Genomic DNA, 26754 nt, shown 5'->3' on the forward strand with positions numbered 1-26754 from the left:
CCTAGCAATTCGCTTCCGAACCAGCATTGAGGCAAAACAACCAATATCATGTTGCAATCATGCAACACTGTCGGCGATATGCCAAAACCCTGACAAATAGCCCTCATAGAGAACATCGGTCATCGCATCCGAAAATGCCTGCCCTGCCAGCTTGCGGGCGTTGGCGAAGCGTTGCCAGTCCGCCACGTCGGCTGCGTCGACCTCCAAGCGCTCGCCGTTGCAGTACAGCGCTTCGCCACGGAACAGTATCTGGCTCTTGGCGTCGAGCACCACCCCGGCCAGGGCCGCCTGTGCGGCAAACTCGTCGAACTCGAGCGGCTCGTCTGGCGCATCGTAAAACACGTGCGGCTTGGGCTCGGTCAGGTAGTGGCCGAGGAAATCGCCCACCGTGCTGCCATCCCATTTGATGAGCTGCAGCATGCGCTCGACCTGGGTCACCATGGCGTCGCTGATGGCGGCTGGATCGGTCGTCTGCGACTGGAGGTCGGGATCGGCATAGCGGCCATCGAAGCAGGCCCGGTCCTGCAGGTATACCAGGAACTGGGTGGTCAGCTCCTGAACCGAAGGCGCTCTGAAGCCGATGGAGTAGGTCATGCCCGGCTCCAGCGCGACACCGTAATGGGCGTAGCGCGGCGGCAGGTAGAGCATGTCGCCGTGCTCCAGCACGAACTCCTGCTCCGCCTCGAAGTGCTCCAGCACCTTGATCGGGGCATCCTCGATGAAAGCCTCATCCTTCTGAGCGGAAATCTGCCAGCGTTTCTGACCGCCGACCTGCAGCAGGAACACGTCGTAAGAGTCGAAATGAGGACCGACCGTGCCGCCGGGGGGGGCGTAGCTGATCATCAGGTCGTCAAGACGGGCGTACGGAATGAAGTTGAAGCGCCACAACAGTTCATCGATATGCGGCACGTGGTGATTCACGTTCTGCACCAGGATGGTCCAGTCGCTGGCCGGCAGGCGCTTGAAGCGCGAGGGGCGGAACGGACCGCTCTCCAGCTTCCAGCGCCCCTGGTTGAATTCGATCAGGCGCGACTCGACATCGTCCTGCATGGCCAGTTCGGCCAGCCAGTCGAAATCGACGTGCGGTCCGACCTCCTTGAGCGCGCCACGGATCAACAGGGGCTTCTTGTGCCAGTATTCTTTCAGGAATTGTTCGGGCGTGATGCCGCCCAGGAGGCTCAGGGGAGTCATGGCAGTTTCTCGGTTAGCGGGTGCTGCAATGGTTTACAATACGCTTCAGGCGGTACCGCCCAGCATCTGTTTGCTGCAGGCGCAGGGAACGCTAGGCGTTCCGCGCCTGTCGAATTTATCTATTTATTGCACGGACAACTCTCATGCAAATCGCCAAAAATACCGTCGTTACCCTCCACTATGAGATGTTCGACGCTGACAATACCCTCCTCGACAAAACCGAGGAGCCCATCAGCTATCTGCACGGTGGCTACGACGGCATCTTCCCGCTGGTGGAAGAGGCACTGCAAGGCAAGGTGGTCGGCGACTCCATCGACGTGAAGATGGAGCCGGATGATGCCTTCGGCACGCCGGAAGAAGAGCTGGTCCGCGTCGAACCGCTGGACGTGTTCCCGGCCGACGTCGAAGTGGGCATGATGTTCGAGGCCGACGATCCGGAAACCGGCGATGTTCTGCTGTTCCGTGTCACCGACATCGCCGACGGCAAGGCCGTGGTCGATGCCAATCACCCGCTGGCCGGCCTGACCATCCGCTTCGTCGCCAAGGTGGTGGAAATCCGCGCCGCCAGCGCCGACGAAGTCAGCCACGGCCACGCCCACGGCGAACACGGCCACCACCACTGATCCCGGGCGGCCTTCATGCCGCCTGCTTCAGCGCCGGAACCGGAGCAAGCCCAGCAGGGCGACGCCGGTTCCGATCGCCAGCCTCACCTCGTATTCCTCATGATGCTTCGGCCAACCTCGCACGGCCGCAAACGCCATCACCAGCAGCAATAGCCCGCTCAGCACCAGCAGCAGCCGTTCCGTCACCCTCGCCGGCCATCCTTGCGGCCAGGCATGGTGCAGCGCCAGCAGCATCGCCCCCCAGCCCAGCAATGCCCCGGCCAGCACATCGAGCGGCCAGTGCACGCCGATCGCAAGGCGCGACCATCCGACCAGCGCCGCAGCCACGATCAGCAATGCCGTGCTCCAGCGCCCCGCCTTCGGGTCGGCGCTCCAGGCCGTTGCCAGCAACGCCGACGCCATGGCATGACCGGAAGGAAAGGACCCGTTGCGGGGCAAGGCATCCAGCAACTGCACCGCCCCTGCCGGCAGAACCAGCGGCGGGCGCGGTACCGCGAAGAAAGCCTTGAGCAAGATCGCCAGGAGAATCGCCAAGAATGACCCTGCGATCAGTGCCGGCAAGCGCTGAGGCTGACGCCAGGCGAGCGGCAGCAACAACGCGATCACGGTTTTCCAGTCGCCGAAAACGCTGGAGAGACGCCAGAACGCCCCCGGCAGCCGGCGGGCCGATTGGTGCAAAAACAGGAAGAGGTGCTGGTTCCAGTCGGGCCACAGTGCCAGTATGGCGGCCGGCAGCACGAGCAGCAGCGGCCACAGGCGGCAGGCCCGCGGCATCATCAGGTTGCCTTGCGCCCCAGCGTCACCCGGTCGAGCCCCGCCAGATCGGGCAGGGTCTCGACCTCGGCCAGACCGACGGCGTGGAACAGCGCACGCACGGCGTCGCCCTGGTCGTAGCCGTGCTCGACCATCAGCCAGCCGCCCGGCACCAGCCGCTCCGGAGCGCCGCGGGCGATTTCGCGCAGGCAGCTCAGCCCGTCGTTTTCGTCGGTCAACGCCAGGCGCGGTTCGAAGCGCACATCGCCTTGCTCCAGATGGTGATCTGCCGCGGCGATGTAGGGCGGGTTGGATACGATCAGGTCGAAGACTGCGGCCGGAGGCAGCGGAGCATACCAGCTACCCTGGAAGAACGTCACCGGTGCCGTCAGCCGCGCCGCGTTCTGACGCGCGATCGCCAGCGCGGCGTCGGACACGTCCACCGCGCTCACCTGCCACTGCGGTGCCTCCAGCGCCAGCGTCACCGCGATCGCACCGGATCCGCACCCCAGATCGACCACCTGTGCCGGGCTTCGGCCAACCCTGGCCAGTGCCGCCTCGACCAGGTGCTCGGTTTCCGGACGCGGGATCAGCACTGCCGGCGAGACCAGGAACAGACGGCCGTAGAATTCGCGCTCGCCCAGCAGGTAGGCGATCGGCTCGCCGCTCAGACGCCGTTCGGCCAGCGCGACAAAGGCCACCTCCTGCACCGGGCTCAGCTCCAGCTCGGGATAGCCGACCAGCTTGGCCGGGGTGAAACCGGTGACCTGCATCAGCAGCAGACGCGACTCCAGTCGCGGCAAGGGATAACGGCGCAGGGCTTCGTCGATGGTCATGATGGCTTACAGCAGCAACAGGGTCGCCAGACCGAGGAAGATGAAGAACCCGCCGGAGTCGGTGCAGGCCGTGATCATCACGCTGGAGCCGACCGCCGGGTCCTTGCCGAGTTTTTCCATGGTCAGCGGGATATACACCCCCATGGTCGCGGCCAACATCAGGTTGAGGGTGGTCGCCGCCACCATCACCAAGCCCAGCGCCAGGTTGCCGTACAGGGCCCAAGCCAGCAGGCCCAACACGCTGCCCCACACCAGCCCGTTCATGGCACTGACACCCAGCTCCTTGCGCCACAGCCGCGCCGCCTGCCCGGGTTGCAACTGCCCCATGGCCAAAGCGCGCACGATCATGGTGATGGTCTGGTTGCCGGAGTTGCCGCCGATGCCGGCGATGATCGGCATCAGCGCGGCCAGCGCGACGATCTTCTGGATGGAGCCCTCGAAGGCGCCGATCACGCGCGAGGCGACGAAAGCGGTGCACAGGTTGATCGCCAGCCAGGCCCAGCGGTTCTTCACCGAGTCGATCACCGGGGCGAACAGGTCTTCCTCTTCCTTCAGACCAGCCAGGTTGAGCACTTCGCTTTCCGACTCTTCGCGGATCACGTCGACCATCTCGTCCACGGTCAGACGGCCGATCAGCAGGCCCTTGTCGTCGATCACCGGCGCCGTCACCAGGTCGTAGCGTTCGAACGCCAGCGCGGCGTCGGCGGCCTCTTCCTCGGGATGGAAGGTTACCACCTCGGTAGCCATCACCTCCTGCACCTGGGCGTCCGGGTCGGCGACCAGCAGCTTGCGCACCGGCAGCACGCCCTTGAGCACGCCCTCCTCGTCGGTCACGAAGATCTTGTCGGTGTGCGACGGCAGTTCGTCGAAACGGCGCAGATAACGCAGCACCACCTCGCAACTGACGTCGGCGCGGATCTTGACCAGCTCGAAGTCCATCAGCGCGCCGACCCGGTCCTCGTCGTAGGACAGCGCGGACTGCAGTTGGGCACGCTCCTGCTCGTCGAGGCTGCCCATGACCTCGTACACCACCTGGCGCGGCAGGTCGGCGGCAAGATCGGCCAGTTCGTCGGTGTCGAGCTGCTCGGCGGCGGCCACCAGCTCGTGCTGCTCCATCGACTCGATGAGGGTTTCCCGCACCGCGTCGGAGACTTCCAGCAGGATTTCGCCGTCTTGCTCGGCCTTGACCAGATCCCATACCAGCAAACGGTCTTCGAGCGGCAGCGCCTCCAGAATGTGGGCGACGTCGGCGGGGTGGAGCTGGCTCAGCTTGTGCTGCAGTTCGACCAGGTTCTGCTTGTGAACCAGGTTCTCGACCAGGTCGTGCTTTTCCATCTCCTGGCGATGGACCAAGTCTTCGACCAGCCGGTGGCGCTCGATCAGGCGCTGCACCTGGCTCAGGTTTTCCTGCAGACGATCAGTGGGTTGTTTCTTTTCGACAACCGTCATGCACGCCTCCTTCCGCCTCAGCGGAAGTGCACGCGCACTGCGGTCCTGAAGGCGGGGATTATTCGATAATAGAGTAACGGGATTTCGTTACAGGATAACTGGGTAAGTCCATGCGTTAATGCCGTGCGCGGCACGGCCAAACGAAAAGAAAGGCGGGATTCTAGCACGTGAAGGCCCCGGGTTCCAGCCGGAAACCCGGGGAAAACACGCCGGATCAGGGCAATTCGGCGTAGGAAAGGCGGCGCTGGATGATATGCGCCTTGCGCGCCAGGCCGCGCGCTCCGCGGTGCTCGTCGTAATAGCGCGGATTCGGCACCATGGCGGCCAGCCTGGCGGCTTGCGACGCGGACAGGTTGCTGGCTCCGGTGCGGTAGTAGTAGCGGGAAGCCGCCTCGGCGCCGAACACCCCGTTACCCCATTCGATCACGTTGAGGTAGATCTCGAAGATACGCCGCTTGTCCATCACCGCTTCCAGCATCACCGTGATGACGGCTTCTTCCAGCTTGCGCCAGGGAGTCTTGTGTCCGGACAGGAACAGGTTCTTGGCCAGCTGCTGGCTGATGGTCGAGCCGCCGGCGACAATCTTGCCCCGTTTCATGTTCTTCTCGAAGGCACTCTCGATGCCGTCCCAGTCGAAGCCCTCGTGGTCGACGAACTTGGCGTCCTCGGCGGCGATGATGGCGCGCTTGAGGTTGGCCGAAATGCGCTGATACGGCACCCACTTGTGGTGCAGCTCGGCGTCCGGGTTCTCTTCCTGCAGGCGCGCCAGCTGCTCGTTCATGAAGGCGCTGGCGGACGGGTTGTTGGTGCGCCAGTACAGCACGTGCCCGAAAATCCACAGGTTATACAGCACAAGGGCGGCCACCAGGGCCGCCCCGATCTTGAGCAGGAGACGCATCAGGCCAGCACGTCTCGCAGCATGTTGGTGACCTTGCGGGTTTCCGGCTGCACGCCGTGCCAGATCGAGAACGATTCGGCGGCCTGCTCGACCAGCATGCCCAGGCCGTCGGCCAGCATGCCGGCGTTTTCCGACTGGGCGCGCTTCAGGAACGGCGTCAGGCCCTTGCTGTAAACCATGTCGTAGGCCAGAGTGCGGGCGGTGAACACGCCGTACGGGACCGGCGGCAGCTCGTTGCTGAGGCTGGTCGAGGTGGCATTGATCACCAGGTCGAAGGTCTTGCCTTCCAGTCCTTCATATCCGGTGGCGTTGATCTCGCCCCAGGCGGCAAACTGGTGCGCCAGCGCCTCGGCCTTGATCAGGGTGCGGTTGGCGATGGTCAGCGCGGCCGGCTTCTGCTCCAGGATCGGCGCCAGCACACCGCGCACCGCGCCACCCGCGCCCAGGATCAGCACGCGCTGACCGGCGATCGGGAAGTCGAGGTTTTCGACGATGTCGCGCACCAGGCCGACGCCGTCGGTGTTGTCGCCGTAGACCTTGCCGTCGCGGAAGGTCAGGGTGTTCACCGCCTCAGCGGCGCGCGCGCGCGCGGTCAGTTCGGTTGCCATGCGATAGGCGTTGCCCTTGAACGGTAGGGTGACGTTCATGCCCTTGCCGCCCGCCGCGACGAACTCGGCGACGACCTGATCGAACTTGTCGAGTTCGGCGAACAGCTTCTCGTACTGGATGTCGAGCTGGCAGGCGCGGGCGAACTCCGTATGGATGAACGGAGACTGACTGTGGGAGATGGGGTTGCCGATGACGGCGTAACGGTCGGTCATGATTCTGCTTTCTCGATATTGCTCAACGACGGCCAATACGCTTGCAGCGCGCGGCGACGTCATTAATGGTAATTCTTTCAACTCTGCACTTTGCCGCGAAGCCCGACAAACATCAACCATTTATCCCTGAATCCAGGGCAAACCACGCCCTTTCCAACCATTGATCCGGCCGCGGTGCTGCTCGGCGTCCTTGTCGCCCTCGAATCCTTCCAGCACGTTGTAAACCGTGGCGTAGCCCGACGCCGTGGCCAGGCGCGCGGCTTCGTCGGAGCGGGCTCCGGAACGGCACAGGAACAGCACGACCTTCTCCTTGTCCACCTGCTGCATCAGCTGATTGGCAAAATTCGGGTTGGGCACCATGCCGGGAAAGCTGCGCAATTCGATGCGCAGCGCGTCGGGCACCACGCCGACGAACTGCCATTCGGCCTGGCTGCGCACGTCGACCAGCACCGCTTCGGGAATGCCCTGCAACAGTTCATACGCCTCGTCCGGCGTCACCGCGCCGGCATAAGGCAACCCTTGGGAACTGCCGCGCTCGCCGGCCCGGTGCAGAATCTCGTTGATCTTGCTCATCATCACTCTCCTTGCAAGGGGATTACATTATTTGTTTACAGTGATTATCGGGAAAGCCCCGCTCCGGCGCAAACCATGCCGAATGCACCAATATCGAGCATGGCAATAATGTGACGCACCAAACCGGAGCCTGCCATGGCACGTGCAAGTCCGGCGAGGCTTGTGCCACAATGGGCAAGCCCGCCGGAACGGGCTGGCACGCTTCCTGCTAGTTTTAGTCGCAAACCCTTAGTACAACGCATACTCTGATGCACGTAGCCCAACAGGAGAACACCATGGCGGTTGCAGACGTTTTGAAACTGATCAAGGACAACGACGTCAAATTTGTAGATCTTCGCTTTACCGATACCCGCGGTAAAGAGCAGCACGTTTCCATCCCGGCCCACGTCGTTCTCGATGACGGCGAAGAGTGGTTCGAGCACGGCCACGCTTTCGATGGCTCCTCGATCGCCGGCTGGAAAGGTATCCAGGCTTCCGACATGCTGCTGATGGCCGACCCGGCCACGGCCAAGATCGACCCGTTCTACGACGAGCCGACCGTGTTCATGTCCTGCGACGTGATCGACCCGGCCGACGGCAAGGGCTACGACCGCTGCCCGCGCTCCATCGCCAAGCGCGCAGAAGCCTACCTGAAGGCTTCCGGCATCGGTGACACCGCCTACTTCGGTCCGGAACCGGAATTCTTCGTGTTCGACTCCGTGACCTGGGGCGCCGACATGTCCGGCTGCCACGTCAAGATCCAGGCTGAAGAAGCTGCCTGGGCGTCCGCCGAACAGTTCGAAGGCGGCAACATGGGCCACCGTCCGGGCGTGAAGGGCGGCTACTTCCCGGTTCCGCCGGTCGACTCCTCGCAAGACCTGCGTTCCGCCATGGTGCTGCTGCTGGAAGAACTGGGCGTGCCGGTCGAAGTGCACCACCACGAAGTGGCTACCGCCGGCCAGAACGAAATCGGCACCAAGTTCAGCACCCTGACCCAGCGTGCCGACTGGACCCAGATCCTGAAGTACGTGGTGCACAACGTGGCCCACAGCTACGGCAAGACCGCCACCTTCATGCCGAAGCCGATCGTCGGCGACAACGGCTCGGGCATGCACGTGCACCAGTCGATCTGGAAAGACGGCGTGAACCTGTTCGCCGGTGACGGCTATGCCGGCCTGTCCGAAACCGCCCTGTACTACATCGGCGGCATCATCAAGCACGCCAAGGCGCTGAACGCCATCACCAACCCGGGCACCAACTCGTACAAGCGTCTGGTTCCGCACTACGAAGCGCCGGTGAAGCTGGCCTACTCCGCCAAGAACCGCTCCGCCTCGATCCGTATCCCGCACGTGGCCAGCCCGAAAGGCCGTCGTATCGAAGCCCGCTTCCCGGATCCGTTGGCCAACCCGTACCTGTGCTTTGCCGCGCTGATGATGGCCGGTCTGGACGGCATCCAGAACAAGATTCACCCGGGCGATGCCGCCGACAAGAACCTGTACGATCTGCCGCCGGAAGAAGACAAGCTGATCCCGACCGTGTGCGCCTCGCTCGACGAAGCCCTGGCCGCGCTGGACGCCGACCGTGAGTTCCTGACCCGTGGTGGCGTGTTCTCCAACGAGTGGATCGACGCTTACATCGAACTGAAGATGCAGGAAGTGAACCTGACCCGCATGACCACCCACCCGGTGGAATTCTCGATGTACTACAGCCTGTAATTCACGGCCCGTACCCGAATCGAACGGCAGCCTCGGCTGCCGTTTTTTGTTTTTCTGCCCAGCTGCACGGCCCGCCGGCGGGCGCCGGCTTATCCCCATGTGACGGATGACGCGGATTTGCTTATGATGAAATCACCTATCAGGATAGACCATGCAGGTTTCCCCCCACCCATGAAGACCATGATTTTCGGCCTGTTGCTGGCGTGCAGCCTGGCGCAGGCGCAGACCATCTACAAGTACGTCGACCCCAGCGGTCACGTCACCTTCTCGAATACCCCGATGAAAGGCGGCGTGCCGGTGAAACTGTCGCCGTTGTCGACGTATTCGAGCGAGGAGGCGAAGTCGAGCAGCTCGGCGCCGTCCACCACTCCCAGCACGCCGCCCTTCAGCAGCGGCCGCTATCCCAACGTCGACAACGCCACCCAGCAGCAGCGCGACAACGGCCGGCGCAAGATCCTGGAACAGGAGCTGGCCAACGAGCAGAAGGCGCTGGCCGAGGCCCAGAAGGCGCTGGAGGAAGGCCGGGCCACCCGGCTTGGCAACGAGCGCAACTACCAGAAATACCTCGACCGGGTGCAGCAACTGCAGAACCAGGTCACCGAGCACCAGAAGAACGTGGAAGCCTTGCGGCGCGAGTTGGGGCAGTCCGCTTCCAATGCACCAAAATAAGGCATAGCATTCCGGTAAAGAGGCTTGGGTCCGCTTGCAGCGCTGGCGTGGATATTGCTATACGGATAGCGGACACACTCTTCACGACCGGATTTCCATGACACCATCCAGCTTTGCCGGGCTCGAACTGCTCGACACCCCGGTGCTGATCGTGCGGACCGACGGTTCGCTCGACTACGTCAATCCCGCCAGTGAAAACCTGTTGGCACTGGGACGGCGCGAACTGCTGCGCCATCAACTGACCGGACTGTTCCAAAACAGTGCAGCGCTGAAGCAGGCGCTGGATACCGCGTTCAAGAACAACGTCAGTTTCATCGAACACGACCTCGAACTGAAACTGCTGCACAACGAGCAGCCGCTGCACGTCGCCCTGTCGATCACGCCGATCGACAACGACGGTTCGCGCGCGCTGGTGGAGCTGCGCCCGCTCGACCAGCAACTGAAAATCGCCAACGAAGAACGGCTGCTGCTGCAGCAGCAGGCCAACCGCGAACTGATCCGCAACCTGGCGCACGAGATCAAGAACCCGCTGGGCGGCATCCGCGGTGCGGCGCAACTGCTGGAGCACGAGCTGGGCGAGCGCGACGATCTCAAGGAATACACCGAAGTCATCAAGGAAGAGGCGCTCAGGCTGCAGTCGCTGGTGGACCGCCTGCTGGCGCCGCATCGCCGTCACGTCTCGAGCGAGATCAACATCCACGAGGTGCTGGAGCGGGTGCGCAGCATCGTGCTGGCCGAATACCCGCAGGGGCTGATCATCTGGCGCGACTACGACATCAGCCTGCCGACGCTGGTGGCGGACAAGGAACAACTGATCCAGGTGGTGCTCAACATCACCCGCAACGCCATCCAGGCGATGAAGGGCAAGGGCGAGATCATCCTGCGCACGCGCGTGGCGCGCCAGGTCACGCTGGCGCGCAAGCGCTACACCCTGGCACTGAAATTGCAGATCATCGACAACGGCCCGGGCATCCCGGAAGAGATCCGCGACCACATTTTCTACCCGCTGGTCACCGGGCGCGCCGAGGGCACCGGCCTCGGTCTGACGCTGGCGCAGGCCTTCGTCCACCAGCACGGCGGCAGCATCGAGTTCGAGTCCCGCCCGGGCTGCACCTGTTTCACCGTGATGCTGCCGCTGGGCACCTAGCCCGACCGCTGCTCACACTCAAGAGCGGCCAACAAACCCCCGCGCAGCAGTCTTGGCTAGGCGCGCGGCCGCAGACAGTACAAGCAGTACGGCAAGAGTTTGCTGAGCGAATCAAAGATTCGCACGCGAGCGCAACAACGCCAAGAGGGGTTTGTTGGCAGCTCTACAACACCGAGAGGGACACCATGCATACAAACCCGGTCTGGATCATTGACGATGACAAGGCGATCCGCTGGGTCCTGGAAAAGGCCCTGGCACGCGGCGGCATCGGCTTCGAGAGTTTCGCCAGCGCCGACGATGCGCTCAACGCGCTGTACGACGCCAGCCCGCGCGTCATCATCAGCGACATCCGCATGCCCGGCACCGACGGGCTGAAGTTCCTGTCGCGGGTCAAGCTGGAACATCCCGAGATTCCGGTCATCATCATGACCGCGCACTCCGACCTCGATTCGGCGGTGGCGGCCTTCCAGGGGGGCGCCTTCGAGTACCTGCCCAAGCCGTTCGACGTCGACCAGGCGACCGCGCTGATCGAGCGGGCGCTGGCGGAGACGCGCGGCCCCTCCGAGGCGCCGAACGGCGAGGAGGAGATGCCGGCCCTGCTGGGCCAGGCCCCGGCGATGCAGGACGTGTTCCGCGCCATCGGCCGCTTGAGCCAGTCGAGCGTGACGGTGCTGATCACCGGCGAATCGGGCACCGGCAAGGAACGCGTGGCCGAGGCGCTGCACCGTCATTCGGTGCGCGCCAGCAAGCCGTTCATCGCGCTCAACACCGCCGCGATCCCGAAAGACCTGCTGGAGTCGGAGCTGTTCGGCCACGAGAAGGGCGCCTTCACCGGCGCGCTGGCGTCGCGCCGCGGCCGCTTCGAGGAGGCCGAGGGCGGCACGCTGTTTCTCGACGAGATCGGCGACATGCCGATCGAGCTGCAGACGCGCCTGCTGCGCGTGCTGTCCGACGGGCACTTCTACCGCGTCGGCGGCCACACCCCGATCAAGGCCAACGTGCGCGTGATCGCGGCGACGCACCAGAACCTGGAGGAGCGGGTCAAGAGCGGCCAGTTCCGCGAGGACCTGTTCCATCGCCTGAACGTGATCCGCCTGCGCCTGCCGCCGATGCGCGAGCGCAGCGAGGATATCCCGATCCTGACGCGCTACTTCCTGTTGCGCAGCGCCAAGAACCTGGGGGTGGAGCCGAAGCGCCTGTCGGACGCGGCGATGGAACTGGTACGCCATTACCCCTTCCCCGGCAACGTGCGCCAGCTGGAAAACCTATGCCAGTGGATCACCGTGATGGCGCCGGGGCAGACGGTGGAGCTGAGCGACCTGCCGGCCGACATCCGCGACCCGGCGCTGCACCCGGTGCTGGAAGCCGGCGCCGAGGGCGTGGCCGGCCCGGCCACGGTGTTCGGCGGCGACTGGATGAAGGGCCTGGCCGACGAGGTGGCGCGCCGCCTGCGCGCCGGCGAGATCGGCATCATCGACGATCTGACGCGGCGCTTCGAGGAGACCTGCATCCGCAGCGGCCTGGCGCACACCGGCGGGCGCAAGGTGGAGGCGGCGCACCTGCTGGGCTGGGGCCGCAACACGCTGACGCGCAAGATCCAGGAGCTGGGCATGGAAGCGGCACACGGCGAGGAAATGAACCACGGCTGAGCGCCCTCGCCCATCCCGACCCCGCAATGGGAAGTTTCCCCTCACCGCCCGCCGTCAGTACCGCGGGCGGTTTTGTTTGCCAGGCAGACTACAACACCGTCAGCCCCGGTAGCGTGGCGAAGCTGGTTTCGCGCACCGTGGCGAGGAAGTCCTGCATGTAGGCGCTCTGGGCGTCGTCCTCGCGCAGCGCGGCGTAGAGTTCGCTGTTGAGCCCGGCCGCACCGATCGGCCGCGCCACCACGTAGCCGCGCTCGAGGTAGGGCTTGACTGCCCAGAACGGCAGCGCCGCCACGCCGCGCCGGCTCGCCACCAGCTGGATGATGGCGATGGTGAGTTCGCTGGTGCGGCGCGCCGGGTTGACGCCGGCCGGTGCCAGCACCTTGCGCACCAGCTCCAGCATGTCGTCCGGCACCGGGTAGCTGATCAGCGTCTCGCCGGCGAAGTCCGCGGCCGACCAGCTGCGCCGCTCGGCGAGCGGATGGTCGCGCGCCATGATCACCACCATCTCGTAGGCGAACAGCGGCTGGTGCACGATGCCGGGCTGCGCCTCGGCCTCGGAGACGATGGCGAGGTCGGCGCGCTGCGTCAGCAGCAAGCCGACCGGGTCGGCATGAAAGCCCGACACGATGTCGAGCTCGACCGCCGGCCAGTGCTGGCGGAAGGTATCCATCGCCGGCATCAGCCAGTCGAAACAGGTGTGACACTCCACCGCCACGCGCAACTCCCCCGCCTCTCCCTGGCGCAGCCGCACCAGGTCGCGCTCCGCCGCCGCCACCTTGCCCACCAGCTCGCGCGCCAGCGTAAGCAGCCGCTCGCCGGCCAGGGTGAAGCGCAGCGGCTGGCTCTTGCGCTCGAACAAAGCCAGGCCGTAGTGCTCTTCAAGCTGCTTGAGCTGGTGCGACAGCGCCGACTGCGTCAGGAACACGCGCCGCGCCGCCTGCGACACGCTGCCGGTTTCGGCCAACGCCAGCAGGGTCTTGAGATGGCGGATTTCCAGGGCACTGTTGTTCATGAATGAAATCGATACAAAACGTCAAAATAATGAGTTTGTATCATACAGAAAAACCGCTCATGCTTGGCTCCAACGATTTTCGATTCCGCCTTTGCCTTCCCAATCGATGACAAGCCTGCTTCAGTAGGCGAGCGAGCCAAAACAGCTTGAGCGCCGCCAGCGCACAGGAACCGGAATGGACACGTAGTCCATGAGGACCCGAGCACTGCCGGCGCTCAAGATGTGAAGGCGCAGCCGCCTAATGGAGCAGGCTCCACAGGAGCATTGCCATGACTACTATCCATCTGCTCGGCTTCCCGCGTATCGGCGCCCGGCGCGAACTAAAGCAACTGCAGGAAAGCTACTGGCAGCAGGCCATCGACGAGGCCGCACTGCTCAAGGGCGCGCGCGAGCTGCGCCAGCGCCACTGGCTGCTGCAGAAGGGCGCCGGCGTCGAGCTGGCGCCAGTCGGCGACTTTGCGCTGTACGACCACGTGCTCGACGCGCAGATCCTGGTGGGCGCCCTGCCCGCGCGCTTCGGCTTCGACGCCGCCGCCCTCACCACCGCGCAGTACTTCGAGCTGGGACGCGGCAACGCCCACCAGCCGGCGCTGGAGATGACCAAGTGGTTCGACACCAACTACCACTACCTGGTACCGGAATGGCATGCAGGCACGGCGTTTTCGGCCAACCCGGCGGCGCTGCTGGCGCAGCTGGGCGAGGCGCAGGCGCTCGGCCTCAAGGCGAAGCCGGTGCTGCTGGGGCCGCTGACCCTGCTGTGGCTGGGCAAGGTCAAGGGCGCCGCGTTCGACCGCCTGCGCCTGCTGCCGGCGCTGCTCGAGTGCTACCGCGAGCTGCTGGCCGCGCTGGCCGCCGCCGGCGCCGAGTGGGTGCAGCTCGACGAGCCGATCCTGGCGCTCGACCTGCCGCCCGACTGGCTCGCCGCGTTCGCGCCGAGCTATCAAAGGTTGGCCGAAGCCCCGGTGAAACTGCTGCTGGCGAGCTACTTCGGCAGCGTGGCCGAGCACGCCGAGCTGCTGAAAGCCCTGCCGGTGGCCGGGCTGCACCTCGACCTGGCGCGCGCCCCGCAGCAGCTCGACGCCTTCCTCGCCGACTGGCCCGCGGACAAGGTGCTGTCCGCCGGGGTGATCGACGGGCGCAACGTGTGGCGCGCCGACCTCAACGCCCTGCTGATGCCGCTCGAAGCGGCACGGGCACGACTGGGAGAACGGCTGTGGCTGGCGCCGAACTGCTCGCTGCTGCATTGCCCGGTGGACCTGGCGCAGGAACTCGCGCTCGACGTCGAGGTGAAGACCTGGCTCGCCTTCGCGGTGCAGAAACTCAACGAGCTGAAGCTGCTGAAGCGCGGCCTGCTCGACGGCCGCGACGCCATCGCGCCGGAACTGGCCGGCAGCGACCACGCCCAGTCCTCGCGCCGCGCCAGCCCGCGCATCCACCGCCCGACGGTGCAGGCACGGCTGGCGGCGCTCGCCGGCGGCGGCGACCAGCGCCACCGCCCCTACCCGCAACGCGCCGCCGCGCAGCGCGCCTGGCTCGACCTGCCCCTGCTGCCCACCACCACCATCGGCTCATTCCCGCAGACCGCCGCGATACGCGCCGCGCGCGCCGCCTTCAAGCAAGGCGAGCTGGAGGCCGCCGGCTACGACGCGGCGATGCGCCGCGAGATTGAACTCGCCATCCGCCGCCAGGAAGCGCTCGGCCTCGACGTGCTGGTGCACGGCGAAGCGGAGCGCAACGACATGGTGGAATATTTCGGCGAGCAGCTTTCCGGCTACGCCTTCACCCGCTACGGCTGGGTGCAGAGCTACGGCAGCCGCTGCGTCAAGCCGCCGATCATCTACGGCGACGTCGAACGCCCCGCCGCGATGACGGTGCGTTGGGCGGTGTACGCGCAGAGCCTGACCTCGCGCCCGCTCAAGGGCATGCTGACCGGCCCGGTGACGATGCTGCAGTGGTCGTTCGTGCGCGACGACCTGCCGCGTAGCGAGGTGTGCCGACAGATCGCGCTGGCCTTGAACGACGAGGTGCTCGAGCTGGAAAACGCCGGCATCCGCGTGATCCAGATCGACGAGCCGGCCTACCGCGAGGGCCTGCCGCTGAAGCGCGTCGAGTGGCCGGCGTACCTGGCCTGGGCCAGCGCGGCGTTCCGGCTCTGCTGCGCCGGTCTCGACGACGCCACGCAGATCCACACCCACATGTGCTATTCGGAGTTCAACGACATCCTGCCCGCGATCGCCGCGATGGACGCCGACGTCATCACCATCGAGACCTCGCGCTCCGACATGGAGCTCTTGAGCGCCTTCGGCGACTTCGCCTACCCCAACGAGATCGGGCCGGGGGTGTACGACATCCACAGCCCGCGCGTGCCGGGCGAGCAGGAGATCGAGACCCTGCTGGAGAAGGCGCTGGCGGTGATCCCGGCCGAGCGGCTGTGGGTCAACCCCGACTGCGGCCTGAAGACGCGCGGCTGGCCGGAAGTGGAAGCGGCGCTGGCGCACATGGTGGCGGTGGCGCGCCGCCTGCGCGCCCGCCTCGCCGAAACCGTGGCCTGAGCCGCGCCGCAATATGAACACAGGGCAGCGTCGCACGACGCTGCCCTGTGTTCATGCCCGAACCGGAGCGGAACCTACTCGCTGCTGGTCAGCATGCCCGGCGTCATCATGACCTTGAGCCGCACCGACTCGAAACCGTGGCGCTCGCGGTGGTTGAGCCACCAGATCGCCCCCTTCTTCACGCTCCACAGGTCGGGCTGGCCCGACATCAGCTGTGCCGCCAACCGGCCGAGGTAGGGCTGGTGCCCGACCACGACCACGGTCTTGCCCGGCTCGGGCCAGCCGGCCGCCTCGAGCACGCTCTCCGGCGAAGCGTCGGGATTGATCTCGGGCAGCACTTCGTAACTCTTCATCAGGAAGGCGGCGGTCTGCTGCGAGCGGCGCGCCTCCGACGCCAGCAGGGTGAATTCGCGCGGCAGGCGCACGCGCAGCCAGGCCGCCATCAGGTGCGCCTGCTGCTGCCCCTTGCGCGTCAGGCGCCGCGCCAGATCGTCCGCGCCGTCTTCGGCCTCGGCGTGGCGCCACAAAATCAGGTCCATGTCGTCCTCCTCGCTCCTTGTCGTTATCGCCCCGTTCCAGCATAGCGCCGGGGCAGGCAGACGGGCAGTGTAACCAGACCGGATGTCAGCTTGGTGTCAACGCGCTTAAAGGTGCATGAAGCCGAGCACGATCGGCACCAGCACCGCCGTCACCAGCCCGTTCAGGCCCATCGCCAGGCCGGCGAAGGCGCCCGCCGTTTCCGACAGCAGGAACACGCGCGCGGTTCCGATGCCGTGCGCCGCGATGCCGGTGGCCACGCCCATCACCAGATCGTCGTCGAGGCGCAGCCGGGAGAACAGCGGCTTGACGACGACCGCCCCGAAGATGCCGGAAACGATGACGAAGGTCACCGCCAGCGCCGGGATGCCGCCGATGTGCTCGGCGATGCCGATGGCGATCGGCGTGGTCACCGCGCGCGGCATCAGCGACAGCAGGATTTCGTGCGGCAAGCCGAACGCCGCGCCGAGTCCCACCGCACTGAGGATGCCGGTAAGGCTGCCGGCGAGCAGGGTCAGCGACAACGGCAGTGCGGCGCGCTTGAGCCGCGACAGATTGTGGTAGAGCGGAATCGCCAGCCCCACCGTGGCCGGGCCCAGCAACAGCTGGATGAACTGCGCCCCCTTCATGTACTCGGCCGGCGAGATGCCGCAGCCCAGCAGCACCGCGATCACCAGCAGGCTGCCGATCAGCACGCTGTTGGTGAGCGGATGGCCATGGGCGCGACGGTTGAGCCACAGCGCCAGGCGGTAGGCGGCCAGCGTCAGGCCGAGGCCGAGCAGCGGCGAGCCGCGCAGCCATTCCAATGCCGGGGTGACGTTCATGCCGCGCCCCCCCGCCGCCGGCGCGCCAGCAGCAGCTTGAGCAGCACCGCCGGCACCAGCAGCGTGATCAGCGTGGCGCCGGCGAGCGTCGCCAGCAGCGACCAGCCGTGTGCCGTCAGCAACGACCAGTAGACGATCACGCCGGCGCAGGCCGGGATGAACAGCAGCGAGAAATGGCCGAGCAGCTGCGGCACGTGCGTGTTCAGGCTGACGGGGATGCCCTTCTTCGCGCACAGCGTCAGAAACAGCAGCAGCATGCCGAGTACGGCACCGGGCAGCGGCAAGGCCAGGCTGCGACAGATCAGCTCGCCGGCGAGCTGGTAGCCGATCAGCCAGATCAGGGTTTCGATCACGATTCGATCCAATCAAGGTCAACAGAGGTAACGCCCACTCCGGCAGGCGAGCGGGCCGAAGCCGCCGGGGCGCAGAGACACTGCGGGGGGCCGGTGCCCACCGAGCAATCTGCACCGCGTCAGCCGGGAACGCGCTTCCGCCCCTCCCGGAGCGCCCAAGACGCCAGGCGCCGCCGGCTCCCGCGACGGGCCTTCCACCATAACAAAATCACCGCGTCTGCACGACCGCGGGTTAACCCTCGCACGCGACACCACGTGCCGTGCCGCAGGCGGAAACAGGACAGCGTTCGGCGGCTTTGGCATAATGCGCGCCATGCTTCCGGATACCGCTTGGGCTGCCACGCCCCCCTCCCTGCCGCCGGCCCTGTCGAGCTGCCTGACCGAGCCCGGCTCGCTCACCGAGCGGCTGATGCACTGCGGCCACGCTTTCGCCGTCCGCGTGCTGGCGCAGGGCGACGACCGCGTCCACGCCGACGAGGTGGAACTGCTCGGGCTGCCCGCCGGCGCCGCGCTCTACGCCCGTCACGTGGCACTGACGCTGGACGACACCCCGGTGGTGGTGGCGCGCAGCGTCACCCGCCTCGCCTGCCCGGCCTGGCACCCGATCCTGCAACGCGGCAGCCGCTCGCTCGGCTTCACCCTGTTCGGCGGCCACGCCGGCATCGTGCGCGAGCCGCTGGCCTACCGCGAGATCGACGCCTCCCACCCGCTGTTCGCGCTGGCGCAGGCGCACGACCCGGCTTCGGCCAACCTTTACCCCGCGCGCCGCTCGCGCTTCCTGCTGGCAAACACCCCGCTGATCGTGTGCGAGCTGTTCCTGCCGGCACTGGAGAGATTCCTGCCATGAACGCCCGCCTCGCCGACCGCTTCACCGTCTACAGCCAGCTGATGCGCATCGACAAGCCGATCGGCACCCTGCTGTTGCTGTGGCCGACGCTATGGGGGCTGTGGCTGGCCGGCAACGGCCGCCCCGACGCCCTGGTGGTGACGATCTTCATCGCCGGCACCTTCCTGATGCGCTCGGCCGGCTGCGTCATCAACGACTACGCCGACCGCGACTTCGACGGCAAGGTGGAACGCACCAAGGCGCGCCCGTTCGCGCGCGGCGCCGTGAGCAAGAAGGAGGCGCTGCTGCTGGCCGCCGGGCTGTCGCTGATCTCCCTGCTGCTGGTGCTGCCGCTCAACCCGCTGACGCTGCTCTTGAGCGTGCCGGCGGTGTTCCTCGCCGGCAGCTACCCGTTCACCAAGCGCTTTCTGCCGATTCCGCAGGCGTATCTGGGCATCGCCTTCTCCTTCGGCATCCCGATGGCCTTCGCCGCGCTCACCGGTCACGTGCCGATGATCGCCTGGCTGCTGCTGCTGGCCAATACCTTCTGGACCCTGGCCTACGACACCGAATACGCCATCACCGACAAGCCGGACGACCTCAAGATCGGCATCAAGACCTCGGCCATCACCTTCGGCGACTACGACGTGGCGGCGGTGATGCTGTGCCACGCCGTGTTCCTGGCGCTGATGGTGCTGGTGGGTCAGGAGGCACACCTGGGCGCCGCCTACTACGCCGGGCTGGCGGTTTCCGCGCTGCTGATGGTGCAGCAGTACTTCGCCATCCGCGGCCGCGACCGCCAGCGCTGCTTCAAGTCCTTCCTCGACAACAACCGCGTCGGCGCGGCCATCTTTGCCGGGCTGGTGCTGGACTTCCTGCTGCGCTGAGTTGTCCGAGTCGGAAAAGGAAAACGGGCCAGACGGCCCGTTTTTGTTGGAAGGTGAGGAGTCAAGTCGGCCAGCACGGTCAGCTCGTCTCCGCCGAGCAGTGGCTCGCGCAGCTGAACCAGTACCAATTCAGACCTCGCCGTTCGCACCTCAAGGAAGGCCTCGACATCGATTTCGTACACGCAGCTGGCAGCATACATATACGGCAGTTTCAACGACGTCAGGATCGGCCACTAGCCGGCATCATCAGCCCCACGGTGTACTTCCATGCGAAGGACCTGTACCTAAATATATGGCTGCCGAGCATGCACGGACCGCCCGGGTACATCAACTCGCCGACGTCACCCTCTACGATTTTGTTCATTCTCCCTCAGTATGAAAGCTTACTTTCCAGCTCATCGGCACGCTGGTCTGTTTTTTCCATGACACAGCGGGAATTGATCACTGTCTCACCACCCAGTTCTTCCTTGCATTCGTTATCACGTTGCCGTATCCAGCTGCGCTGATGTTGACGTAATGCCACTTTGTCAACAGACGAGCTTCCTTTTATCACCGCCTGGTAAGCGCGGTTTAGTCGGGCATCCTGCACAGCCATTTCCTGCTGATAACATACTGAGCGCTGTACATCCTTGCTGCCAGCCCTTTGCACACATAGGCGAAACTCCGCAGAGGGTAAGGCATTCGCACAAGATGCAGAAACCATCAGCATTACGGCGACCCAAATTTTCTTCATGGCAAACATCCTTAGGGTTATAAAGACGCGCATTATTTCACTCTTGGCCCAATAAATACATTGGCATTTTTCCGTAGTACTCATGGCACAGGAGGGTCAGGAGGCCGACTCGGCATCACCTACCCTGCCGGGCAGGGGGTGGCGGTGCTATTGAGGGCCAGCAGCCATCCGCGGCCGCGGCCGCCAGCGCTGCTTCAAGTCCTTCCTCGACAACAACCGCGTCGGCGCGGCGATCTTCGCCGGACTGGTGCTGGACTTCCTGCTGCGCTGAGTTGTCCGAGTCGGAAAAGAAAAACGGGCCAGACGGCCCGTTTTTGTCTATGTAGGGTGAATGAAGCGTAACGCAACCCATCACGCGCTGACGGTGGGTTACGGCACTGCGCATTACCCCCTGCTACGCCTTAAGCTCTCACGATGTCTGGAACGGCAGGCGATAACGCTGCCCCTCCACCTCCAGCGTCATGATCCAGTCCTGGCGCTGGCTCACGCACATCGGCAGCGTCACGCGCGCCTGCCAGCCGCCCGGCGCGGCCACGAAGCGATAGCGGTTGAAGCCCATGTCCATGTCGCGCATGCTGAACTCGGCTCCCGGCGCCTCCTTGGCCGCCCCGGTGAGGCGGATCTGGAACGGCTGCCCCGATTTGGCCGGGCTGGCGAACTGCAGCTGCATGCCGTTGGGCAGACGGCAGCTGCTCTGGGCCGGGTCGCACGCCACCTCCTGCACCGCCGCCTCCGCCGGACGGCTCAGGTACCAGCTGATCAGCGCGAACTTCACCGCGCCCAGCAACACCAGCGCCACGCCGATGGTGGCCCACTTCAGCTGGGTGCGGGTCATCGCCACGCCCCTCGCATCAGCGCCACGCCGTGCGCGCCGTGCGCGCGGGCATCGATCAGATCGGCGGCGCTCAGGCCACCTAGCGCGTACACCGGCAGCGGCGTGCCGCCGGCCAGCCGGCACTCGAAGCCGTCCCAGCCCAGCGGCGCCGCGCCCGGATGGCTGGCGGTGGCCTTGACGTGGCCCAGCAGGGCGTAGTCCAGCCCCAGCCCGGCGGCTTGGTTCAATTCCGCGGTCGAGTGCACCGACGCCCCCACCCAAGCGAACGCCGGCCGCGCCGTGGCTTCGGCCAACCTCTTGCCGTTCAGGTGCACGCCGTCCACCGGCCAGCCGGCCAGCCAGGCCGGGTCGGCGTTGACCACGACCTTGCCGCCGCGCGGGTGCACGATGGCCGCTACACGCTCGGCCAGCGCCGCCAGTTCGTCGCGCCCCAGCTGTGGCTCGCGCAGCTGGATCAGTTGCAGTTCGGGGCGCGCTTCCAGCGCCTCTAGGAAGGCCTCGACGCCGATCTCGTGCGCGCAGCTGATGGCGTACACGTCCGGCAGCTCCAGCGACTTCAGGATCGGCCCGTTGGCCGGCAGCATCGGCCCCACGGTGTAGTGCCCCGGCTGCTGCCAGGCGAAGTCCTGCTCCTCGTGCGGCTGCGGCGTGCCGTCCCAGGCCCAGATGCGGTAGAAGGTCAGGTGCACCGAGGCGTGCTCGTAGTGATGCACCTTGGTCAGCCACGGCGTGGCGTGGGTGACGGTGATGCCCATCTCCTCGTGGAACTCACGCACCAGCGCCGCGAACGGCGCCTCGCCCGGCTCGACCTTGCCGCCGGGAAACTCCCAGTAACCGGCGTAGGGCTTGCCTTCGGGACGGCTGCCGAGCATGAACGAGCCGTCCGGGCGCATCAGCGCGCCGGCGACGACGGGAATAATTTTGTGATCGGACTGCATGGGGGAACCGGAAAGCGATGGATGGCCGGAATGATAGCGCGTCGGGGCGGCTTTGTGTCGGACGGGGCGGATAAGTACCGGTTCTAGCAGGATTCTCCGCTCGGTCGAGGCCGCACACGGAAAGGTTGGCCGAAGCCGCCGCCGTGGCATAGGCTGAACGATGGCCGAACCGCGCCGCAGGAGACCGCCCCATGAGCAAAGTATTCTTCGACGTTGCCGTCTCGCTCGACGGCTACATCGCCGGGCCCCATGCCCACCCGCACAACCCGCTGGGCGACGGCGGTCTCGGGCTGCACCAGTGGATGTTCCAGACTGCCACCTTCCACGAACGCCTCGGCAGCGGCGGCGGCGAGCGCTCGCCCGACGACGCGCTGGTGCATCACGTGTTCGAGCGCGCCGGCGCCTACGTGCTGGGCCGGCGCATGTTCGACGAAGGCGAAGTCGGCTGGCCCGAGAACGCGCCGTTCCGCGCCCCGGTGTTCGTGCTGACGCACACCGCGCGCGAACCGTGGGTGCGGCCCGGTGGCACCACCTTCTACTTCGTCACCGACGGCATCGACAGCGCCCTCGCCCAGGCGCGCACCGCCGCCGCCGGCAAGGACGTGCGCATCTCCGGCGGTGCGGACACCATCCGCCAGTACCTCGCCGCCGGCCTCGTCGACGAGTTCACCCTGCACCTCGCGCCGGTGCTTCTCGGCGGTGGAGCGCGGCTGTTCGAGCCGCTCACGCCTGAGCAGCTCCGGGTCGAGCAGACGGCGGTGAGCCACTCCCCGCTCGCCACGCACCTCAGCTACCGGGTCGTCACGGACACCCCGCGCTGACGCCAGGTCAGTCCCTGGCCCACGCGAGCGCGACGATCAAAAGCGCCCACGCCTTCGCGGCGGGCGCGAAAAGGAGCCCTCATGCGAAAGATCATCGTATCCGAGTTCGTCACGCTGGACGGCGTCATGGAAGCCCCCGGCGGCGAACCCGGCCACCCGCACAGCGGCTGGGTGCGCGACTTCATGGGCCCCGAGCAGCTGCGCTACAAGCTCGACGAAGTGCTCGAGGCCGAATCGCTGCTGATCGGGCGGATCACCTACGAATCATTCGCCGCGGCTTGGCCGCAACGCTCGCAGCCCGGCCACGGCGCCGACCCGGACCTGGAGCGAGTGGCCGAGCAGCGCAGCGAGATGCAGCAGTTCGCCGACAAGATGAACGCCATGCCCAAGCACGTCGTCTCCACCACGCTGCGCGATCCACAGTGGAACAACGCCCACGTGATCGGCGGCGACGTCGCCGGGGAAATCGCCCGGCTCCAGCAGCAAGAGGGTGGACCGATGCTGGTGATCGGCAGCCGAATGCTGGTGCACACGCTGATGGCGCACGATCTCGTCGACGAGTACCGCATCATGATCTTTCCGGTGCTTCTCGGCAGCGGCCGGCGGCTGTTTCCCGACTCGCCCGACAAGACGGTGTTGCGGCTGACGGACAGTCGAGTGTTTCCGTCGGGAGTGGTGGTGCATAGCTATTGCCGGGCGGCTGGGTAGGTTGGGCTGAACACAGTGAAGCCCAGCATTGCCTCGTTAAATGCAGGCAGACCTTTTTGAAGGCGGCTGATTGGCTGGGCTTGCCGGTCCCGCCCGGCAGGCGGGTCAAGGGAATTGAGTGGCCAATTCCCTTGACAATCCCAAGGCCACCCCCACGATCCCCGCCCTTCGGGTTCCCGGTCACAAGCCGTCTGGCAAGGCGCTGGCGGAACTCGCCATTCGCAGCGTCGAATGGCTCAAACAGCCGCCAGCTTAAAACCTTGCCAGCCAGCTTGCGCCCGGCGGGGATCAAGAGGGCCAACCCTAGCTACCGACCAACGCACTCTAGACACTCACAAAGTTGGCCAAAACTCCCAACTGCTGGGACACCATGACCGCACCACCGTGACCAGCGCCCCTCACAAGCCGCCGAGTAAAACGCTTTGGCAAGGTTTTAAGAGGCTGGCTATTCGACGCCGGGCGACGTTAGCGCCCGGCTAGTTCCAGCCGCGCCTTGCCAAAGCGTTTTGCGAGGGAACCCGAAGGGCGGCTTGTCGGGGTGGCCTTTGGGGATGCAAGGGGGCTTTGGCCACGCAAAGCCTCCTTGCCCGCCAGCCGGGCGGGACCGGCAAACCCTTAATGTCATAAGAAAAGGATGCAATCCTAAAATGTCAATCAACGAGGGCTATTACTCCGCCCGCCGCTCTTCCTCCCCGCGCCCCGCCCAGTCGCAGGCAAACTGCCATGCCACCCGTCCGGAACGGCTGCCCCGCGTCAGGCTCCACTGCAGCGCCGCACGCTCGGCCTCGGCGTCCATCGCCAGCCCGAAGTGCTGCAGCCACTGCCCCACCGCCGCGAGGTAGGCGCGCTGGTCGAAGGGGTAGAACGACAGCCACAGCCCGAAGCGGTCGGACAGCGACACCTTCTCCTCCACCGCCTCGCCGGGGTGGATTTCGCCGTCGTGTTGCTGCGTCTGGCGGTTTTCGCTCATGCGCTCCGGCAGCAGGTGGCGGCGGTTGGAGGTGGCGTACACCAAGAGGTTGTCGGCACGGCGCGCCAGGCCGCCGTCGAGCGCGGTCTTGAGCGCCTTGTAGCCGTCGTCGCCTTCCTCGAACGACAGGTCGTCGCAGAACAGGATGAAACGCTCGGAACGGGTGGCCACCAGGTCGACGATCTGGGCGAGGTCGGCGAGGTGGTCCTTGTCGACCTCGATCAGGCGCAGCCCCTGCTCGGCGAACTCCGGTAGCAGCGCCTTGATCAGCGACGACTTGCCGGTTCCGCGCGCGCCGGACAACAGCACGTTGTTGGCTGGGCGGCGCTCGATGAACTGGCGCGTGTTGCGCACCAGCTGGGCGAGTTGGCGGTCGATGTGGGTAAGGTCGGAGAGGCGCACGCTATGTGGCGCGGGCAGCGCTTCGAGCCAGCCCGCCATGCCCTGGCGGCGCCAGCGGAAGGCCCGGGCGCTCCAGTCCGGCTCGGGGCGGGCTGGCGGCAGCAGCGGCTCGAGGCGCGCCAGCAGGGCTTCGGCGCGGGTGAGGAAGGATTCCAGCTTGTCCATGGGTCTCGTTCTTTCTCTTGAAGGTTGGCCTGGCGAAGCGCAAACGGAGGGCGTAAAAAAGGCCGGTTACCCGGCCTTAATCTTACAAACGGTTCCGGCCGCGGCGCGAGTCACAGCAGTTGGAGTGCGACCCCAAACGCAGGATGGGCGGAGCAAGGCGAAACCCATCGCTCAACTGATGGGTTACCGCAGCGACTGCCTCCACCCATCCTAACGTCGGCTCGAGACGCGCAGGAGCAGCCGCCTTATGCTCAGTCGCGTAGCGTGATTACCGGCCAGCCCTTTTCCTCGGCGTGCGCGCGCAGCGTGGCGTCCGGGTCGACCGCCACCGGGTGGCTGACGATGGACAACAGCGGGATGTCGTTGCGCGAGTCGCTGTAGAAGAAGCTCTGGTCGTAGCTCGCCAGCGTTTCGCCGCGCTGGGCGAGCCAGTCGTTGAGGCGGGTGATCTTGCCGTCCTGGTAGCTCGGCACGCCGGTGGGCTTGCCGGTGTAGTGGCCGTTCTCGTCCACTTCCAGTTCCACCGCGATGAGGTGCTCGACGCCCAGTTCGGCGGCGATCGGCCCGGTAATGAAGCGGTTGGTGGCGGTGATGATCAGCACCACGTCGCCCTGCGCCTCATGCGCGGCCAGGAGTTCGCGCGCCTTCAGCGGGATGATCGGCTTGATGTGCTCTTCCAGATAGTCGGCGTGCAGCGCGGCCAGTTCCTCGCGGCTGAAGCGCGTCAGAGGCTGCAGCTGGAAGTCGAGGAATTCGTAGATGTCGAGCGTGCCGGCCTTGTACTGTTCGTAGAAGTAGTCGTTCTGACGCGCGTGGTGCTCGGGGTCGAGCAGGCCGCGCTTGATCAGGAATTTCGGCCACTCGGTATCGGAGTCGCCGGCGATGAGGGTGTTGTCGAGATCGAAAAGGGCGAGGTTCATGGTTCCGTCGGGGCGGTGTGAAGGATATTCTTGACCAGCGGCACAGTGATCGGACGGCGTAGCGCCAGCGAGTAACGGTCGAGCAGATCGAGCATGCCGATCAGGCTGGAGAGGTCGCGCCGCCAGTGCGTGAGCAGGTAGCGGAACACGTCGTCGGGAATCGCCAGCTGGCGCTCGGCGGCGTGGGCGTGCAAGGCCGCCAGCTTGTCGGCGTCGGACAGCGGCTTGACCTCGAACACCAATCCCCAGCCCAGGCGGGTACGCAGGTCGTCGCGCACCGCCAGCGCCATCGGCGGCAGGCGCCCGGCCATCAAGAGGCGGCTCTCGCCGCCCTCTTTCAGCGAGTTGTAGAACGAGAACAGCGTGATCTGGTCGTCCGGCGCCAGGTCGTCGACGTGGTCGACGGCGATGAAGCTGGCTTCGCGCGCGAAGTCCGGCAGGTGCTCGCGCTGGCCGTCGAGGTAGATCGAGGCGCGCCCCAGCGTCTCGGCGTGGGCGATCCAGGCCTGCAGCAGGTGGGTCTTGCCACTACCCGGTTCGCCCCAGAGGTAGATGAACCGCTCGTCGCCCGGATGGGTGAGCGCCGTGATCACTTCCCGGTTGCGTTCGGCGACGAAATTGTCGAAGGCGGGAAGCGGTGTGGGCGTGAGATCGAGAATCAGCTGGTCCAAAATAAGCGCAGGGCCGGAATTAAGTAGCCCATTTCATCAGGCGGCTGCGCCTTCGCATCTCGAGCGCCGGCAGTGCTCGGAATCCTCATGTACTTCATGTACATTCCGGTTCCTGTGCGCTGGCAGCACTCAACCTGCTTTGGCTCGCTCGCTTGCTGAAATAGGCTGCAAGTCGTCAAAAGCCTGATTTTACGCTGATCCGACGGGGTCGCGAAACCCGCAGGCCACACTCGCAACGCCCCAGCGCGTCCGCGACGGCAAAAAAGCGGCGGCACAGCAGCGTTCCCGGCAAAATTC

General features: G+C 65.7%; 27 protein-coding genes. 10 read left to right on the plus strand and 17 right to left on the minus strand.

All coding sequences use genetic code 11. The features are described 5' to 3' along the window. Positions 1-57: 57 nt before the first annotated feature. A complete protein-coding gene (locus AC3WG5_RS06250; RefSeq protein ID WP_492568162.1) occupies positions 58-1191 on the minus strand; it encodes a ribosomal protein uL16 3-hydroxylase in 1134 nt (377 codons plus the stop codon). 143 nt (positions 1192-1334) lie between these two features. Between AC3WG5_RS06250 and AC3WG5_RS06255 the strand changes: the two genes are divergently transcribed. Further along, a complete protein-coding gene (locus AC3WG5_RS06255) occupies positions 1335-1814 on the plus strand; it encodes an FKBP-type peptidyl-prolyl cis-trans isomerase (RefSeq protein ID WP_482583170.1) in 480 nt (159 codons plus the stop codon). A gap of 27 nt (positions 1815-1841) precedes the next feature. Here the strand turns inward: AC3WG5_RS06255 and AC3WG5_RS06260 are convergent, their stop codons facing one another. From AC3WG5_RS06260 to AC3WG5_RS06285, 6 genes are all read right to left on the minus strand, one after another. After that, on the minus strand, positions 1842-2591 hold the full coding sequence (locus AC3WG5_RS06260; RefSeq protein ID WP_492568163.1) for a phosphatase PAP2 family protein: 750 nt from the start codon (positions 2589-2591) through the stop codon (positions 1842-1844). Then, positions 2591-3403: a peptide chain release factor N(5)-glutamine methyltransferase gene (gene prmC / locus AC3WG5_RS06265; RefSeq protein WP_492568164.1), complete on the minus strand. Its 813-nt coding sequence runs from the start codon at positions 3401-3403 to the stop codon at positions 2591-2593. The genes AC3WG5_RS06260 and prmC overlap by 1 nt, the downstream gene beginning before the upstream one ends. Before the next feature lie 6 nt (positions 3404-3409). Continuing rightward, positions 3410-4852 (minus strand): magnesium transporter, encoded by a 1443-nt coding sequence (gene mgtE, locus AC3WG5_RS06270; RefSeq protein WP_492568165.1) that lies wholly within the window; start codon positions 4850-4852, stop codon positions 3410-3412. 214 nt (positions 4853-5066) lie between these two features. After that, positions 5067-5750 (minus strand): monofunctional biosynthetic peptidoglycan transglycosylase, encoded by a 684-nt coding sequence (gene mtgA / locus AC3WG5_RS06275; protein WP_014086103.1) that lies wholly within the window; start codon positions 5748-5750, stop codon positions 5067-5069. Continuing rightward, the gene (aroE, locus tag AC3WG5_RS06280; protein ID WP_492568166.1) at positions 5750-6571 is read right to left on the minus strand and encodes a shikimate dehydrogenase; all 822 of its coding nucleotides are present in this window, start codon (positions 6569-6571) and stop codon (positions 5750-5752) included. Before aroE ends, mtgA begins: the two co-directional genes overlap by 1 nt. A 120-nt stretch (positions 6572-6691) precedes the next feature. Then, positions 6692-7147, minus strand: coding sequence for a rhodanese-like domain-containing protein (locus tag AC3WG5_RS06285; protein ID WP_367180146.1), 456 nt, complete (start codon positions 7145-7147; stop codon positions 6692-6694). A gap of 272 nt (positions 7148-7419) precedes the next feature. Here AC3WG5_RS06285 and glnA point away from each other — a divergent pair, with 272 nt between their 5' ends. The 4 genes from glnA to ntrC all read left to right on the plus strand — a co-directional run bounded on the left by glnA (position 7420) and on the right by ntrC (position 12303). Then, a complete protein-coding gene (glnA, locus tag AC3WG5_RS06290; RefSeq protein WP_482583174.1) occupies positions 7420-8838 on the plus strand; it encodes a glutamate--ammonia ligase in 1419 nt (472 codons plus the stop codon). A gap of 171 nt (positions 8839-9009) precedes the next feature. Continuing rightward, positions 9010-9507, plus strand: a complete 498-nt coding sequence (locus tag AC3WG5_RS06295; protein ID WP_482583175.1) for a DUF4124 domain-containing protein — start codon at positions 9010-9012, stop codon at positions 9505-9507. A gap of 97 nt (positions 9508-9604) precedes the next feature. Further along, positions 9605-10654, plus strand: coding sequence for a nitrogen regulation protein NR(II) (glnL, locus tag AC3WG5_RS06300; protein ID WP_008953279.1), 1050 nt, complete (start codon positions 9605-9607; stop codon positions 10652-10654). 185 nt (positions 10655-10839) lie between these two features. After that, entirely contained in the window at positions 10840-12303 is a 1464-nt protein-coding gene (gene ntrC / locus AC3WG5_RS06305; RefSeq protein WP_492568167.1) for a nitrogen regulation protein NR(I), read from the plus strand. An 88-nt stretch (positions 12304-12391) separates the two neighbouring features. Here the strand turns inward: ntrC and AC3WG5_RS06310 are convergent, their stop codons facing one another. Next, positions 12392-13315, minus strand: a complete 924-nt coding sequence (locus AC3WG5_RS06310) for a LysR family transcriptional regulator (RefSeq protein WP_492568168.1) — start codon at positions 13313-13315, stop codon at positions 12392-12394. A gap of 269 nt (positions 13316-13584) precedes the next feature. Between AC3WG5_RS06310 and metE the strand changes: the two genes are divergently transcribed. After that, positions 13585-15867 carry a 5-methyltetrahydropteroyltriglutamate--homocysteine S-methyltransferase gene (gene metE, locus AC3WG5_RS06315; protein WP_492568169.1) on the plus strand — a complete coding sequence of 761 codons (2283 nt, stop codon included), beginning with the start codon at positions 13585-13587 and terminating at the stop codon, positions 15865-15867. 74 nt (positions 15868-15941) lie between these two features. Here the strand turns inward: metE and AC3WG5_RS06320 are convergent, their stop codons facing one another. From AC3WG5_RS06320 to AC3WG5_RS06330, 3 genes are all read right to left on the minus strand, one after another. Then, positions 15942-16406, minus strand: coding sequence for a SixA phosphatase family protein (locus tag AC3WG5_RS06320; protein WP_008953283.1), 465 nt, complete (start codon positions 16404-16406; stop codon positions 15942-15944). A gap of 105 nt (positions 16407-16511) precedes the next feature. Further along, positions 16512-17228: an LrgB family protein gene (locus AC3WG5_RS06325; protein WP_492568170.1), complete on the minus strand. Its 717-nt coding sequence runs from the start codon at positions 17226-17228 to the stop codon at positions 16512-16514. After that, positions 17225-17581, minus strand: coding sequence for a CidA/LrgA family protein (locus tag AC3WG5_RS06330; RefSeq protein WP_294866363.1), 357 nt, complete (start codon positions 17579-17581; stop codon positions 17225-17227). Before AC3WG5_RS06330 ends, AC3WG5_RS06325 begins: the two co-directional genes overlap by 4 nt. A gap of 313 nt (positions 17582-17894) precedes the next feature. On the opposite strand from AC3WG5_RS06330, the gene AC3WG5_RS06335 reads away from it, so the two are divergent. Both AC3WG5_RS06335 and ubiA read left to right on the plus strand, forming a co-directional pair. Next, entirely contained in the window at positions 17895-18428 is a 534-nt protein-coding gene (locus tag AC3WG5_RS06335; protein WP_232503521.1) for a chorismate--pyruvate lyase family protein, read from the plus strand. Next, complete coding sequence (gene ubiA / locus AC3WG5_RS06340) at positions 18425-19294, plus strand: 4-hydroxybenzoate octaprenyltransferase (RefSeq protein ID WP_482583181.1); 870 nt, start codon at positions 18425-18427, stop codon at positions 19292-19294. Before AC3WG5_RS06335 ends, ubiA begins: the two co-directional genes overlap by 4 nt. A gap of 370 nt (positions 19295-19664) precedes the next feature. On the opposite strand, the gene AC3WG5_RS06345 is transcribed toward ubiA, so the two are convergent. The 3 genes from AC3WG5_RS06345 to AC3WG5_RS06355 all read right to left on the minus strand — a co-directional run bounded on the left by AC3WG5_RS06345 (position 19665) and on the right by AC3WG5_RS06355 (position 21800). Further along, complete coding sequence (locus AC3WG5_RS06345; RefSeq protein ID WP_492568171.1) at positions 19665-20027, minus strand: lysozyme inhibitor LprI family protein; 363 nt, start codon at positions 20025-20027, stop codon at positions 19665-19667. A gap of 409 nt (positions 20028-20436) precedes the next feature. Further along, positions 20437-20862 (minus strand): hypothetical protein, encoded by a 426-nt coding sequence (locus tag AC3WG5_RS06350; protein ID WP_492568172.1) that lies wholly within the window; start codon positions 20860-20862, stop codon positions 20437-20439. Then, on the minus strand, positions 20859-21800 hold the full coding sequence (locus AC3WG5_RS06355) for a Nudix family hydrolase (RefSeq protein WP_492568173.1): 942 nt from the start codon (positions 21798-21800) through the stop codon (positions 20859-20861). Before AC3WG5_RS06355 ends, AC3WG5_RS06350 begins: the two co-directional genes overlap by 4 nt. Positions 21801-21991: 191 nt before the next feature. Between AC3WG5_RS06355 and AC3WG5_RS06360 the strand changes: the two genes are divergently transcribed. Together AC3WG5_RS06360 and AC3WG5_RS06365 are read left to right on the plus strand one after the other, a co-directional pair. Continuing rightward, positions 21992-22621 carry a dihydrofolate reductase family protein gene (locus AC3WG5_RS06360; protein WP_492568174.1) on the plus strand — a complete coding sequence of 210 codons (630 nt, stop codon included), beginning with the start codon at positions 21992-21994 and terminating at the stop codon, positions 22619-22621. 81 nt (positions 22622-22702) lie between these two features. Then, complete coding sequence (locus AC3WG5_RS06365; protein ID WP_492568175.1) at positions 22703-23329, plus strand: dihydrofolate reductase family protein; 627 nt, start codon at positions 22703-22705, stop codon at positions 23327-23329. Positions 23330-23996: 667 nt separating this feature from the next. Here AC3WG5_RS06365 and AC3WG5_RS06370 read toward each other — a convergent pair. The 3 genes from AC3WG5_RS06370 to hda all read right to left on the minus strand — a co-directional run bounded on the left by AC3WG5_RS06370 (position 23997) and on the right by hda (position 26457). Then, positions 23997-24866, minus strand: a complete 870-nt coding sequence (locus AC3WG5_RS06370; RefSeq protein WP_008953293.1) for an ATP-binding protein — start codon at positions 24864-24866, stop codon at positions 23997-23999. Between the two features lie 251 nt (positions 24867-25117). Next, a complete protein-coding gene (locus AC3WG5_RS06375) occupies positions 25118-25786 on the minus strand; it encodes a histidinol-phosphatase (protein ID WP_482583187.1) in 669 nt (222 codons plus the stop codon). After that, the gene (gene hda / locus AC3WG5_RS06380) at positions 25783-26457 is read right to left on the minus strand and encodes a DnaA regulatory inactivator Hda (protein ID WP_041702815.1); all 675 of its coding nucleotides are present in this window, start codon (positions 26455-26457) and stop codon (positions 25783-25785) included. Before hda ends, AC3WG5_RS06375 begins: the two co-directional genes overlap by 4 nt. Positions 26458-26754: the final 297 nt, after the last annotated feature.

The organism is Pseudogulbenkiania sp. FW507-F1 (assembly GCF_058781125.1).